At 58.6% G+C, this 12,947-nt stretch carries 9 protein-coding genes; all 9 read right to left on the bottom strand.

Features of this window, described 5'->3' with window-relative positions:
• Nucleotides 1-30: 30 nt before the first annotated feature.
• Nucleotides 31-1,011 carry a peptide ABC transporter ATP-binding protein gene (locus tag JFT86_RS02170; protein ID WP_201235432.1) on the bottom strand — a complete coding sequence of 327 codons (981 nt, stop codon included), beginning with the start codon at nucleotides 1,009-1,011 and terminating at the stop codon, nucleotides 31-33.
• Nucleotides 1,011-1,979: an ABC transporter ATP-binding protein gene (locus JFT86_RS02165; protein WP_201235430.1), complete on the bottom strand. Its 969-nt coding sequence runs from the start codon at nucleotides 1,977-1,979 to the stop codon at nucleotides 1,011-1,013. The genes JFT86_RS02170 and JFT86_RS02165 overlap by 1 nt, the downstream gene beginning before the upstream one ends.
• A gap of 10 nt (nucleotides 1,980-1,989) precedes the next feature.
• Complete coding sequence (locus tag JFT86_RS02160) at nucleotides 1,990-2,916, bottom strand: ABC transporter permease subunit (protein ID WP_201235428.1); 927 nt, start codon at nucleotides 2,914-2,916, stop codon at nucleotides 1,990-1,992.
• Nucleotides 2,917-2,927: 11 nt separating this feature from the next.
• Nucleotides 2,928-3,938, bottom strand: a complete 1,011-nt coding sequence (locus tag JFT86_RS02155; protein WP_201235426.1) for an ABC transporter permease subunit — start codon at nucleotides 3,936-3,938, stop codon at nucleotides 2,928-2,930.
• A gap of 73 nt (nucleotides 3,939-4,011) precedes the next feature.
• Nucleotides 4,012-5,607 carry an ABC transporter substrate-binding protein gene (locus tag JFT86_RS02150; protein ID WP_201235419.1) on the bottom strand — a complete coding sequence of 532 codons (1,596 nt, stop codon included), beginning with the start codon at nucleotides 5,605-5,607 and terminating at the stop codon, nucleotides 4,012-4,014.
• A gap of 78 nt (nucleotides 5,608-5,685) precedes the next feature.
• Nucleotides 5,686-7,107 (bottom strand): OprD family porin, encoded by a 1,422-nt coding sequence (locus JFT86_RS02145; RefSeq protein ID WP_201235417.1) that lies wholly within the window; start codon nucleotides 7,105-7,107, stop codon nucleotides 5,686-5,688.
• 175 nt (nucleotides 7,108-7,282) lie between these two features.
• Nucleotides 7,283-8,881, bottom strand: a complete 1,599-nt coding sequence (locus tag JFT86_RS02140) for an ABC transporter substrate-binding protein (protein ID WP_201235415.1) — start codon at nucleotides 8,879-8,881, stop codon at nucleotides 7,283-7,285.
• A gap of 300 nt (nucleotides 8,882-9,181) precedes the next feature.
• Entirely contained in the window at nucleotides 9,182-10,807 is a 1,626-nt protein-coding gene (locus tag JFT86_RS02135) for an ABC transporter substrate-binding protein (protein WP_201235413.1), read from the bottom strand.
• 259 nt (nucleotides 10,808-11,066) lie between these two features.
• Nucleotides 11,067-12,668, bottom strand: coding sequence for an ABC transporter substrate-binding protein (locus JFT86_RS02130; RefSeq protein ID WP_201235411.1), 1,602 nt, complete (start codon nucleotides 12,666-12,668; stop codon nucleotides 11,067-11,069).
• Nucleotides 12,669-12,947 lie beyond the last annotated feature (279 nt).

Here is a 12,947-nt window from a genome sequence, read left to right as displayed (position 1 = left end):
TACAGGTTTTGTGTTTGTCCGCAGATCTTTTTACGCCGCACCGTCGAGGAACTGCTCGGCGTAGTGGCATGCCACCTGCCGATTGTCGAGCGCACGCAAGGCCGGCTCTTCAGTGCTGCAACGTTCGGTCGCATACGGGCAGCGCTTGTGGAAAGCGCAGCCCGGTGGCGGGTTCAGCGGGTTGGGCAGTTCGCCGACGATCTTGATTTTAGGCTTGTTCGGGTCCGGGTGAATGGTCGGGGTCGCCGACAGCAACGCCTGGGTGTATGGGTGCAACGGGCGTTCGTAGATATCGTTTTTCGGGCCCATTTCCACCGGGCGACCGAGGTACATCACCATCACGTCATCAGCCACATGTTGCACCACCGCGAGGTTGTGCGAGATGAACACGTAAGCGGTGTTGAACTCCTGCTGCAGGTCCATGAACAGGTTCAACACCTGCGCCTGAATCGACACGTCCAGCGCCGAAGTCGGTTCGTCCGCCACCAGCACTTTCGGCTGCAGCATCATCGCCCGGGCGAGGGCGATCCGCTGGCGCTGACCGCCGGAGAACATGTGCGGATAACGCTGATAGTGCTCGGGACGCAAGCCGACCTGCTTCATCATCGCCTGGACTTTCTCGCGACGTTCGGCGGCACTCAGGTTGGTGTTGATCAACAGCGGCTCGGCCAGTTGATCGCCGACTTTTTGCCGTGGGTTCAACGACGCGTACGGGCTCTGAAAGACCATCTGCACGTCTTTGCGCAGTTGCTTGCGCTGAGACTTGTCGGCACCGGCGACTTCCTGGCCGGCGATTTTCAAGGAGCCGGACGACGGCTCTTCAATCAGGGTCAGAGCGCGGGCGAGGGTGGATTTACCGCAGCCCGATTCGCCTACAACCGCGAGGGTCTTGCCGGCTTCCAGTTCGAACGACACGCCGTTGAGTGCGCGCACGGTCGCATGGCCGTTGAACAGGCCACGGGAGACTTCGTAGTGACGGGTCAGGTCGCGGGCGGTAAGTACGACGGCCATTACGCCACCTCCTGGTTCAGCGGGTAGAAGCAGCGGGCGAGGCTGTTGGCTTTCGGATCAAGGGTCGGACGCTGTACTCGGCAGCTGTCCTGCACGTACGGGCAACGCGGCGACAGCAGGCAACCCTGCGGGCGGTCGTAGCGGCCCGGGACGATGCCCGGCAGTGTCGCCAGACGCGCGGCACCCTGGCTGTGTTCCGGAATCGCCTTGAGCAACGCTTCGCTGTACGGATGTGCGGGGATGTCGAACAGTTGCGGCACCTGGCCGACTTCGACCGCTTGGCCGGCGTACATCACGCAGACGCGCTGGGCGGTTTCAGCCACGACCGCGAGGTCGTGAGTGATCAGCACCAGGCCCATGTTCTGTTCTTTCTGCAACGCCAGCAGCAGATCCATGATCTGTGCCTGAATCGTTACGTCGAGTGCCGTGGTTGGCTCATCGGCGATCAGCAGCTTCGGCTCGCCGGCAATCGCCATGGCGATTGCAACGCGCTGGCTCATACCGCCGGACAGTTGATGCGGGTAGGCATCCATACGGCTGGCGGCGCCCGGGATTTCGACTTTTTCCAGCAGTTCGATGGCCCGTTTGCGCGCTTGCTTGCTGGACATTTTCAGGTGCAGGCGCAGCACTTCTTCGATCTGGAAACCGACGGTGTAGCTCGGGTTGAGCGCCGTCATTGGGTCCTGGAACACCATCGACAGGTCTTTGCCGACGATTTGCCGACGTTGACGATTGCTCAGCTTGAGCATGTCTTTGCCGTCAAAGCTCAGCGAGTCGGCAGTGACGATGCCGGGATGCTCGATCAGCCCCATCAGCGCCATCATGGTCACGGATTTACCCGAACCCGATTCGCCCACGATGGCCAGCACTTCGCCTTTGTCGACTTTCAGGTCGAGGCCATCGACCACCGGGGTCGCGGTCTTGTCGCCGAAGCGAACATTGAGATTCTTGATTTCTAGCAGTGACATGGGAATCTCCTCAGGCGGCGTTCTTGAGTTTCGGGTCCAGCGCATCGCGCAGACCGTCGCCCATCAGGTTGATTGCCAGCACGCTGAGCAAAATGGTCAGACCAGGCAGGCTCACTACCCACCAGGCGCGTTCGATGTAGTCGCGGGCCGAGGCCAGCATGGTGCCCCACTCAGGGGTTGGCGGTTGTACGCCAAGGCCGAGGAAGCCCAACGCAGCAGCATCGAGAATCGCCGAGGAGAAGCTCAGGGTTGCCTGCACGATCAGCGGCGCCATGCAGTTCGGCAGCACGGTGATGAACATCAGACGTGGCAGACCGGCACCGGCCAGGCGCGCGGCGGTCACGTAATCGCGGTTCAGTTCGCCCATCACGGCGGCACGGGTCAGACGCACATAGGACGGCAGCGAGACCACGGCAATGGCGATCACGGTATTGATCAGGCCAGGGCCGAGGATGGCGACAATCGCCACAGCCAGCAGCAGCGACGGCAGGGCCAGCATGATGTCCATCAGACGCATGATGGTCGGGCCGAGCACTTTCGGGAAAAAGCCTGCGAACAGACCGAGCAGAATCCCCGGGATCAGCGACATGACCACCGATGACAAGCCGATCAGCAGCGACAGGCGCGAGCCCTGGATCAGACGCGACAGCAGGTCACGACCGAGTTCGTCGGTGCCGAGCAGGAACTGCATTTGCCCGCCTTCAAGCCACGCCGGTGGCGTCAGCAGGAAGTCACGGTATTGCTCGCTCGGGTTATGCGGCGCGACCCAAGGGGCGAACAATGCGCAGAAAATCACCAGCAACATGAACAACAGGCCGGCAACGGCGCCCTTGTTCTTGGAGAAGGCTTGCCAGAATTCTTTGTACGGCGACGGGTACAGCAGGCTTTGATCCACGGCGGACGTGGCGGAGGCTACTGAGGAAGTTGGAGTGCTCATGGGTATGGACCTCAGCGCTGATGACGGATGCGTGGGTTGGCAAAGCCGTAGAGGATGTCCACTACGAAGTTGACCAGAATCACCAGGCAGGCGATTAACAGGATGCCGTTTTGCACAACCGGGTAGTCCCGGGCGCCAATGGCTTCGATCAGCCATTTACCGATGCCGGGCCACGAGAAAATGGTTTCGGTCAGAACCGCACCGGCCAGCAGGGTGCCGACTTGCAGGCCGACCACGGTGAGGACCGGAATCAGCGCGTTACGCAGACCGTGGACGAACACCACGCGCGACGGCGACAGGCCCTTGGCCTTGGCGGTGCGGATATAGTCTTCGCGCAACACTTCGAGCATCGACGAACGGGTCATCCGTGCGATTACCGCCAGCGGAATGGTGCCCAGCACGATGGCCGGCAGGATCAGGTGATGCAGGGCATCGAAGAACGCGCCGACGTCATCGGCCAGCAGCGTATCGATGAGCATGAAACCGGTGCGTGGCTCGATGTCATAGAGCAGGTCGATCCGTCCGGAAACCGGGGTCCAGCCCAGGCTCACCGAGAAGAACATGATGAGGATCAGGCCCCACCAGAAGATCGGCATCGAATACCCCGCGAGGGAGATGCCCATCACCCCGTGGTCGAACAGCGATCCTCGCTTGAGCGCCGCAATCACCCCGGCCAGAAGACCGAGAATGCCGGCGAACAGCAGGGCGGCCATGGACAGTTCCAGGGTCGCCGGGAAGAGGGAGGAGAACTCGGTCCATACGCTCTCACGGGTGCGCAGGGATTCACCGAGATCGCCGTGGGCCAGTTTGCCGATGTAGTCCAGATACTGGGCATACAAAGGTTTGTTCAGACCGAGGCGTTCCATTGCCTGAGCGTGCATTTCGGGGTCGACCCGACGTTCGCCCATCATCACTTCCACGGGGTCGCCGGGAATCATGCGAATCAACGCGAAAGTCAGCAAGGTGATGCCGAAAAACGTGGGGATCAACAACCCCAGTCGGCGGGCAATAAAACTAAACATCTTGTGTGGTACCTCATCAGCCGGTTAGGCGTGCCCGGCTTCCCTGGGATCAGGGAAGCCGGGAGTTTCTTATCTACTTCACCTGGGTGGTGGCGAAGTTATTAGTGGTGAGAGGGCTGATGTGATAGCCCTCTACGTTGTTGCGCATTGCGGTAAACATCCGGGTGTGGGCCATGCTGATCCACGGTTGGTCCTGATTAAACAGGACCTGCGCCTGCTCGTAGAGTTTCGCGCGCTCGGCCGGATCTACTTTAGCCCGTGCTTCATCCAGCAGCGTCTGGAATTTCTCGTTGCACCAGCGTGCGTAGTTTTCGCCGTTCTTGGCCGCTTCACAACTGAGCATAGGCGTCAGGAAGTTATCCGGGTCGCCGTTGTCGCCCGCCCATCCGGCAGAAACGATGTCGTGTTCGCCGTTTTTGGCGCGTTTGAGCATCTCGCCCCATTCCATCACACGGATGTCGAGCTTGATCCCGACTTTCGCCAGGTCGGCCTGCATCATCTGCGCGCCGAGCATCGGGTTAGGGTTGGTCGGGCCGCCGCCGTTACGGGTAAACAGGGTAAACACATAACCTTCCGGTACGCCGGCTTCCTTGAGCAGGGCGCGAGCCTTGTCGAGATCGCGAGGCGGATTCTTCAGGTCATGGTTGTAGCCCAGCAGCGTCGGCGGGTACGGGTTGACTGCGACGGTGGCGTTGCCTTTACCGAATAGCGCGTTGACGTAGGCTTCCTTGTCGAAGGCGATGTCGATTGCCTTACGCACGCGCACGTCGCTCATGTATTTGTGCTGGGTATTCATGGCCATGTAGGACACGGTCATCGCGTCCAGTTCGGCGACTTTCAGATTCGGATCCTGCTTGATGCTGGGGATATCGTCCGGTTTTGGGTACAGCGCGATCTGGCACTCGTTGGCCTTGAGCTTTTGTTGACGGACGTTGTTGTCGACGGCGATCGCCAGGATCAGCGCCTCGGCCGGTGGCTTGCCGAGGAAGTATTCCAGGTTGGCCTTGAACCGCACCTGCGCGTCCTTGGCGTAGCGCTGGAAGATGAACGGGCCGGTGCCAACAGGCTTGTTGTTCAACTCGCCAGGCTTGCCGGCCTTGAGCAACTGGTCGGCGTACTCGGCGGAGTAGATCGAGGAGAATGCCATGGCAATGTCGGCAAGGAACGGCGCTTCGCGGCGAGTCAGGGTGAACTTGACGGTGTTGTCATCGACCTTTTCGACGTTTTTCAGCAGCTCCTTGAAGCCCATGCTTTCAAAGTACGGGAAGCCCACGCTCGACTGCTTGTGCCACGGGTGATTCGGGTCCAATTGACGCTGGAAGCTCCAGACCACGTCGTCGGCGTTGAAGTCGCGGCTCGGCTTGAAGTATTCGGTGGTGTGAAACTTGACGCCTTTGCGCAGATGGAAGGTGTAGCTCAAGCCGTCATCGCTGATCTCCCAGGATTCGGCGAGTGACGGGATTACTTCGGTGGTGCCAGGCTTGAAGCCCACCAAGCGGTTGAAAATGGTTTCGGAAACCGCATCACCTGTGACTGCAGTTGTGTATTGGGCCATGTCGAAGCCTTCCGGACTGGCTTCGGTGCAGACCACCAAGGGTTTGGCCGAGACGCCGATGGCGGCGCTCAACAACGCGGCAGCGACGGCCGCACGTAGGGGAAGCATTTTCATCGATAACCCTCTGCAATCGGTTGAAGACAAAAACCGAACGGCCGACTCGTCACTGAGTCAGCCGTCGGTTGGCGGTTTTTACAGGATGTTGAATGGAATGGTGGTCACGAGACGGAACTCGTTGATGTTGCCGTCAGCCTGATGCTCGCTGGCGCGGTGAGTGGTGTACGTCGCGCGAATCGCAGTGGCCTTGAGCGGGCCGCTCTGCACGGCATAGGAAGCACCGATGCCGTATTCGTAGTGCGATTCGCCGTCCATCAGGCTCAGGTCGCCGCGCTTGTCATCTGGAATGGTGTAAGCCGTGCCACGGTAGTGAGTACCGTCAATGCCCCAACCGCGAGCCTGATAGATGTTGAACTTCAGACCTGGAACCCCGTACTCGGCCATGTTGATGCCGTAGGCGATCTGGAAGGATTTCTCGTTCGGGCCGTTGAAGTCCGACAGCAGGGAGTTGGCCAGGTAGATGCCGTTGGTTTCGTGCAGGTAGTCGAAGTATTCGTTACCGTTCACTTGCTGGTACGAGAAGGTCAGGCTGTGGGCCTGGTGAGCCAGGCCCAACGACAGCGAGTAGGTATCGTTGTCGATGTTACCCATCAACTTTTTGCCTTCGTCGACGGTCTTGTAGTAGTTCAGGCCGGTGGTCAGGCTCAGCACCTGGCTGTCACCCAGTTCGTGGGTGCCGCCGAAGTAGTACTGGTTCCAGAAATCTTCGACGTTGGCTACGTAGAGGCTGGTTTTCAGGCTCTTGAGCGGCTGGTAGTTCACACCAGCGGTGTAGACCTTGTCGGTTTCTTCGCCATTGGCGCCGTACTCGGAGCGGAATTTCGACAGGCTCTGTTCGGTACGTGGCGAGACGCGGTCGAAACCGGCCAGGTCGAACGACAGGTTGTTCAATTCTTCGCTGTGCAGGCTGATACCTTCAAAGCTCGAAGGCAGCGGACGGTTGCCGATGACATCGACGATTGGTGTGCTGAAGTTCTGGCGACCGGCAGTCAGGGTAGTGTTCGACACGCGGAATTTGACGTTGGCCAGACCCAGTTTGCTCCACTGGTCAACGGCGTCGCCGTCGGAGTGTGCCAGGGTACGGTTGGAACCGCCGGCGATGTCCTTGCGGTCGCGGTCCAGAACGATGGCGTTGTAAGCGGCGACTTCGGTGCTGACGCCAACGGTGCCTTGGGTGAAGCCCGAGGTGTAGTTGACGATGGTGCCTTGAACCCAGTTGATACGGCGCGGGGTCTTGGTTCTCACCACTGGCGAGGTGTCTTTGTCGCTGTTTTTCACGTAGCTGAAACTGTCGTCACGACGACGCAGTTCATTGGCATACCAGTTACGCGTGGTGCCGCCCAGGCTTTGTCCATCGATAAAGCCTTTGGCCTCGCTTTGGGCGCTACTGCCGGCCAACGTGGTAGGGACGAACTCCTGACTAACAGGTTCTGCGTACGCCGTGGCGGTGATGCTGCTGATGGCCAGGGCCAGTATCGCGGTGCTGCTCAGTTTCATGGGTGAAGCTCCTTTACTTTCTTTTTATGCCGGCTTTTTTGGTATGCCGGTTATTTGGTTTAGAACTCATTCACACATCGCAAACGTTTGCAAAAGGCCAGATTGGCGAATTTCGGCAAAGCGCTTGCGTGAGGGGCTAGACAGCGCCCCTCAGCGTTGCGGCTAATCGGTTGGGTTAATCGATACTGACACCCGAGAACACGTTGCGGCCGAAGGGGCTCACCTTGAACCCTTCAACCCGTGTGCTTAACGGCTGGTTGACCGTCGAGTGGGCGACAGGCGTGATCGGCACTTGCTGTTTAAGCAATTGCTGGGCCTGTTTGTAGAGCACGGTGCGTTGGTCACGGTCGGTGACGACCTTGGCCTCTTTGACCAGCTTGTCGTAAGCCGGGTCGCACCACATGGAGTAGTTGTTGCCGCCAATGGCGTCGCAGCTGTACAGCGTGCCCAGCCAGTTGTCCGGATCACCGTTGTCACCGGTCCAGCCGATCAGGCTGATGTCGTGCTCGCCATTCTTGGTGCGCTTGATGTACTCGCCCCATTCATAGCTGACGATCTTCACTTTCAGACCGATCTTCGCCCAGTCAGCCTGGAGCATTTCGGCCATCAGTTTGGCGTTGGGGTTGTAGGGTCGTTGCACCGGCATCGCCCACAGGGTGATCTCGGTGCCTTCCTTGACGCCGGCAGCCTTGAGCAGCTCTTTGGCTTTTTCCGGGTTGTAGGCAGCGTCTTTGATGCTGTCGTCGTAAGACCACTGGGTCGGTGGCATGGCGTTGACCGCCAGTTGACCGGCACCCTGATAAACAGCGTTGAGAATTCCTTGTTTATTCACCGCCATGTCCAGCGCCTGACGCACTTCGAGCTGGTCGAACGGTTTGTGGCGCACGTTGTAGGCGATGTAACCGAGGTTGAAGCCCGGTTTGGAGATCAGTTGCAGTTTTGGATCGGTTTTCAGCGCTTCGACATCGGCCGGGCGCGGATGCAGGGTGATCTGGCATTCGCCAGCCTTGAGCTTCTGCACGCGCACAGAGGCGTCGGTGTTGATCGCGAAAATCAGATTCTTCAACTTGACCCGGCTCGGGTCCCAGTAATGCGGGTTGCCGGTGTAACGGATGTTCGAGTCTTTCTGGTAGCTCTTGAACACGAACGGCCCGGTGCCGATCGGCTTCTGATTGATGTCGCTCGGCTTGCCTTCGGCCAATAGTTTGTCGGCGTATTCGGCGGACAGGATGGCGGCGAAGCTCATGGCAATGTTCTGGATGAACGCGGCGTCGACGCTGTTGAGCGTGAACTCCACGGTCAGCGGCCCGGTTTTTTCGACCTTGGCGATGTTCTTGTTCAGGCTCATCCCGTTGAAATACGGGAACTCGGTCGGATAAGCCTTACGGAATGGCTGTTGCGGATCGAGCATGCGGTTAAACGTGAACAGCACGTCGTCGGCGTTGAAATCGCGAGTAGGTTTGAAGTACGGCGTTGTATGAAATTTCACACCTTCACGTAGGTGAAAGGTGTACTTGAGACCATCCTCGGAAATATCCCACTTGGTGGCCAGGCCCGGTACGACATTGGTCGCGCCTTTTTCGAACTCGACCAGTCGGTTGTACAGCGGCTCGGCGGCGTCGTTATCGGTGGCCGTCGTGTATTGCGCGGTATCAAAACCCGCCGGGCTGCCTTCGGAGCAGAACACCAGACTGTTGCTGGCGGCGTGGCTGGCGGACGTGGCGGCCAACAGGCCGGCGCCCAGCAATGCGGAAAAAACCAAGGTATGGCGCATGACGCTCCCTCTTTTTTTGTGTGTTTCGATGCACCGCGGTCCCGTCCAGGGACGTTGTGGCTGCATCGAGCTCAAACCAGTACGTACAGCAAACCGTTAGCCCACGCAGTCACTGGTCAGAACCCGACGGTAAGAGCCGTGGGTCTGGCAGTAAATGCGTTGAGTCCTAAAGACTCGTAGGAAAAGGCAACAGAGCCTGTATCTCCCTGGATAGGCAGGGTGGAAACAGCTGTAGGCAAATTCCTAACTAATCGGCAGAAAAAAACAGCGGCGACGCTGAAAACGTCGCCGCTGTCTCTTTTAGTTGCTGACGCTGACGCCGTAGAAGGAGTTCAAGCCGAATGGGCTGATCTTGAAGTCCTGCACGTTGGCGCGCATGGGTTGATACACCGTCGAGTGAGCGATAGGTGTCATAGGGACTGCATCTTTGAGGACGTGTTGCGCCTCTTTGTACAGTTCGGTGCGCTTACCTTGGTCGGTTGTGCGCTTGGCTTCCTTGACGAGGCCGTCGAACTTCTTGTCGCACCACTTGGAGAAGTTGTTGCCGCTCAGCGAGTCGCAGCCGAACAGAACGTTGAGCCAGTTGTCCGGATCACCATTGTCACCGCTCCAGCCAATGATCATGGCCTGGTTCTCGCCACCTTTGGAACGCTTGATGTACTCGCCCCATTCGTAGCTGGTGATCTTCACTTTCAAGCCGATCTTGGCCCAGTCGGACTGGAGCATTTCGGCCATCAGCTTGGCGTTCGGGTTGTACGGACGCTGTACCGGCATCGCCCACAGAACGATCTCGGTGCCTTCCTTGACGCCGGCTTCCTTGAGCAGCTGTTTAGCTTTCTCAGGGTCGTACTTGGCATCTTTGATCGTGGTGTCGTAAGACCACTGGGTCGGCGGCATGGCGTTGACGGCCAGTTGGCCCGCGCCCTGGTAAACCGAATCGATGATCTGTGGCTTGTTCACCGCCATGTCCAGCGCCTGGCGAACGCGCAGGTCTGCCAGCGGGTTCGGCTCGTTGCTGCCCTTGACCTTGTCCATCACGTTGTAGGCGATGTAGCCCAGGTTGAAGCCGGCCTGGTCAGGCATCTTCAGGGTTTTGTCTTCTTTCAGCGCTTTCAGGTCGGCTGGACGCGGGAACAGGGTGACTTGGCACTCGTTCTTTTTCAGCTTCTGAATACGTACCGACGGGTCGGTGGTGATGGCGAAGATCAGGTTGTCGATCTTCACGTCCGAAGGATTCCAGTATTCCTTGTTGCCGGTGTAACGGATGTTGGAATCTTTCTGGTAGCTCTTGAATACGAACGGACCAGTGCCGATCGGCTTCTGGTTGATGTCGGCAGCCTTGCCTTCCTTGAGCAGCTGAGCAGCGTACTCGGCGGATTGCACCGACGCGAAGCTCATGGCCATGTTCTGGATAAACGCGGCATCAACTTCTTTCAGAGTGAACTTGACGGTGTGGTCGTCGACTTTATCGATCTTGGTGATGTTGGTGTCCATCCCCATGTCGGTGAAGTACGGGAATTCGGTCGGGTACGCCTTACGGAACGGGTCATCCTTGTTAATCATGCGATTAAAGGTGAACAGCACGTCGTCGGCGTTGAACTCACGGGTCGGCTTGAAGTACGGGGTGGTGTGGAACTTGACGCCTTCACGCAGGTGGAAGGTGTAAGTCAGGCCGTCATCGGAAATGTCCCACTTGGTCGCCAGACCAGGAATCACGGCGGTGCCGCCGCGCTCGAACTGGGTCAGACGGTTGAACATGGTTTCAGCTGAGGCGTCGAAGTCGGTTCCGGTGGTGTACTGGCCTGGGTCGAATCCGGCCGGGCTCCCTTCGGAGCAGAACACCAGGTTAGTCGCAGCGGATGCGAATGGTGCGGAGGCTAACAAGCCTGCGCCGACTAAAAACGGAATGACCGCGTGTTTAAGCATGTTGGCCTCATGATTTGTTGTCATTTTTTGATTTGAGGTACGACCTCGTGAGTCGTGCCTGCGGATACTTATGCAGGGGCCATACCCAATGCAAGATCCAGAGCGCTCGGCGGCGTCAAACGGTGGCACGAACGTACCTTAATGTCGCATCGGTATAACTTCTGACGCATTTGACCGTTTGCGGGTGGTTTTTACGGTGCAAATGGAGCCCCAAAACGGTGCGCCGGTCACGTTGTGCGCGCCGCCTTGGGGCTCGGTGTTACTTATTTATACCCACGCCGTAGAACGGGGTTAGACCAAACGGGCTGATGCGGAAGTCAGTGACCTCCTTGCGCAGCGGCTGGAACACCGTGGAGTTGGCAATCGGGGTGATCGGCACTTGTTGTTTAAGTATCAATTGCGCCTGTTGATACAGTTTTACCCGCTGCGTTTTATCGGTAGACACCTTGGCCTGTTGCACCAGTTTGTCGTAAGCCGGATCGCACCATTTGGCGTAGTTGCTGCCTTTCACCGCCGCGCAGCTATAGAGCACACCGAGCCAGTTGTCGGGGTCACCGTTGTCACCTGTCCAACCATAGATCATCGCGTCGTGTTCGCCATTTTTCGCGCGCTTGATGTACTCGCCCCATTCGTAGCTGACGATGTTGGCCTTGATGCCGATTTTTTCCCAATCCTGCTGGATCATTTGCGCCGACATCCGTGCATTCGGATTCGAGGCGCGCTGCACTGTCATCGCCCAGAGGTTGATGGTTGTACCGGGTGCAACCCCGGCTTCTTTAAGTAGCGCCCGGGCTTTCGCCGGGTCGTGCGGCGCGTCTTTGATGTTCGGGTCGAAGGACCATTGCGCCGGCGGCAAGGCGTTTTGTGCCAACTGGCCGGCACTTTGGTACACGGCTTTAATGATCGCCGGTTTGTCGATGGCCATGTCCAGGGCCTGGCGCACCTTCAGTTGGTCAAGCGGCGGGTGAGTGGTGTTGTAGGCGAGGAAGCCGAGGTTGAAACCGGCCTGTTTGAGTACGCGCAGGTTCGGGTCTTTTTCCATGACTTCGATGTCGGCCGGGCGTGGGTAGCCGCTGACCTGGCATTCGCCGGTCTTGAGTTTCTGCAGGCGTACGGCGGCGTCCGGGGTGATCGAGAAGATCAGGTTGTCGATTTTTACGTCTTCGGGTTTCCAGTAGGCCTTGTTGGCGGCGTAGCGGATTTGTGAATCCTTCTGGTAGCGCTTGAACACGAACGGGCCGGTGCCGATGGGTTTCTGGTTGAGGTCGGCGGCTTTGCCTTCCATCAGCAGTTGGGCGGCGTATTCGGCGGATTGCACCGAGGCGAAACTCATGGCGAGGTTTTGCACGAACGCGGCGTCGACGTTGTTGAGGTTGAAGCGCACGGTATTGTCGTCGAGTTTTTCTACCGATTTGATCGTGGTGTTGAGGCCCATGTCGGTGAAGTACGGCGACTCGGCGGGGTAGGCCTTGCGGAAGGCGTTTTCCGGGTCGAGCAGGCGCTGGAAGGTGAAGAGTACGTCGTCGGCGTTGAAATCGCGGGTTGGGGTGAAGTATTCCGTGGTGTGGAATTTCACGCCTTGGCGCAGGTGGAAGGTGTATTCCAGGCCGTCGCTGGAGACGTCCCATTTTGTCGCCAGGCCGGGTTCGATGTCGGTGCCGCCGCGCTGGAATTGGGTGAGGCGGTTGAAGACGGTTTCGGCGGAGGCGTCGAAGTCGGTGCCGCTGGTGTATTGGCTGGGGTCGAAGCCTGCGGGGCTGGCTTCGGAGCAATAAACGAGTGTTGTGGCGGCGTTTGCTAGCGGGGCGGTTGTGGCCAGGGCCAGGGAGATCAGGAGCGGTTTGAGGGTGGATCTTGGCATGGAGTCCCCGGGGATATTGGAGGTGGTGGTTTTTGAGGGTAGCGGGGATTTGGGGGTGTCCGGAAATATCGTTTTTCCTGCGGGAGTGTCTATCTCGGTATATGTGGCGGCTTTTGTCGGGTACATATCCGTTGCTGCGGTGATGGCTGCTTAGGGTTTCGCCCTGACGGCGACTCACTTTTTTGACAAACGCCTCAAAAAAGTAAGCAAAAAAAGGCTTGCTCCTACGTGCGGCCCGCTCGCTGGGGCTCGGGGTTCCTTCGCTCCGGGATCCATCCG

Source organism: Pseudomonas sp. TH06 (assembly GCF_016651305.1).
Lineage (GTDB): Bacteria > Pseudomonadota > Gammaproteobacteria > Pseudomonadales > Pseudomonadaceae > Aquipseudomonas.
Note: the sequence above shows the minus strand (reverse complement) of the source record. Positions and strands in the feature narration are given on the sequence as shown.

Excerpts from the sequence above, each read along its gene's own strand:
- JFT86_RS02170 (WP_201235432.1), bottom strand. The coding sequence starts at position 1,011 with ATGGCCGTCGTACTTACCGCCCGCGACCTGACCCGTCACTACGAAGTC.
- JFT86_RS02165 (WP_201235430.1), bottom strand. The coding sequence starts at position 1,979 with ATGTCACTGCTAGAAATCAAGAATCTCAATGTTCGCTTCGGCGACAAG.
- JFT86_RS02160 (WP_201235428.1), bottom strand. The coding sequence starts at position 2,916 with ATGAGCACTCCAACTTCCTCAGTAGCCTCCGCCACGTCCGCCGTGGAT.
- JFT86_RS02155 (WP_201235426.1), bottom strand. The coding sequence starts at position 3,938 with ATGTTTAGTTTTATTGCCCGCCGACTGGGGTTGTTGATCCCCACGTTT.
- JFT86_RS02150 (WP_201235419.1), bottom strand. The coding sequence starts at position 5,607 with ATGAAAATGCTTCCCCTACGTGCGGCCGTCGCTGCCGCGTTGTTGAGC.
- JFT86_RS02145 (WP_201235417.1), bottom strand. The coding sequence starts at position 7,107 with ATGAAACTGAGCAGCACCGCGATACTGGCCCTGGCCATCAGCAGCATC.
- JFT86_RS02140 (WP_201235415.1), bottom strand. The coding sequence starts at position 8,881 with ATGCGCCATACCTTGGTTTTTTCCGCATTGCTGGGCGCCGGCCTGTTG.
- JFT86_RS02135 (WP_201235413.1), bottom strand. The coding sequence starts at position 10,807 with ATGCTTAAACACGCGGTCATTCCGTTTTTAGTCGGCGCAGGCTTGTTA.
- JFT86_RS02130 (WP_201235411.1), bottom strand. The coding sequence starts at position 12,668 with ATGCCAAGATCCACCCTCAAACCGCTCCTGATCTCCCTGGCCCTGGCC.